Annotated in this window: 1 protein-coding gene; it reads left to right on the top strand. The window is 64.1% G+C overall.

All coding sequences use genetic code 11. The features are described 5' to 3' along the window. The coding region (locus tag LZP96_RS24030; RefSeq protein ID WP_258926379.1) for an Ig-like domain-containing protein at positions 1-434 on the top strand (434 nt) is incomplete at both ends.

The following is a 434-nucleotide window of genomic DNA, read 5'->3' on the forward strand; positions in this document are numbered from 1 at the left end:
CTCGGCGAGGCCAGTTACACCCTGAACGCCAGCGCCGTGAACGGCGTGGGCAACAGCATCAGCAACACCGCAAACCTGCAGGTGGACACCGCGCTGCCGGCGGTCACGATTAACACGGTTGCCGGTGATAACGTGGTGAACGCTGCCGAAGTGGCGGCGGGCCAGAACATCAGCGGGAAAGTGATAAACGCCGAAGCGGGCAACACCGTAACGGTGACGATTGGCGGACATCAGTACACCGCAACGGTAGGCGACGATCTGACCTGGTCAGTGAACGTTCCGGCGGACGTTCTGACGGCGCTCGGCAACGGCGCGCTGTCGGTTACGGCAACCGTCACCAACGGCCATGGCAACACCGGCACCGGAGCACGGGACATCACCATCGATGCCAACTTGCCGGGGCTGCGCGTGGACACCGTGGCGGGCGACGATGT

Source organism: Huaxiibacter chinensis, from assembly GCF_022171985.1.
GTDB lineage: Bacteria > Pseudomonadota > Gammaproteobacteria > Enterobacterales > Enterobacteriaceae > Enterobacter > Enterobacter chinensis_A.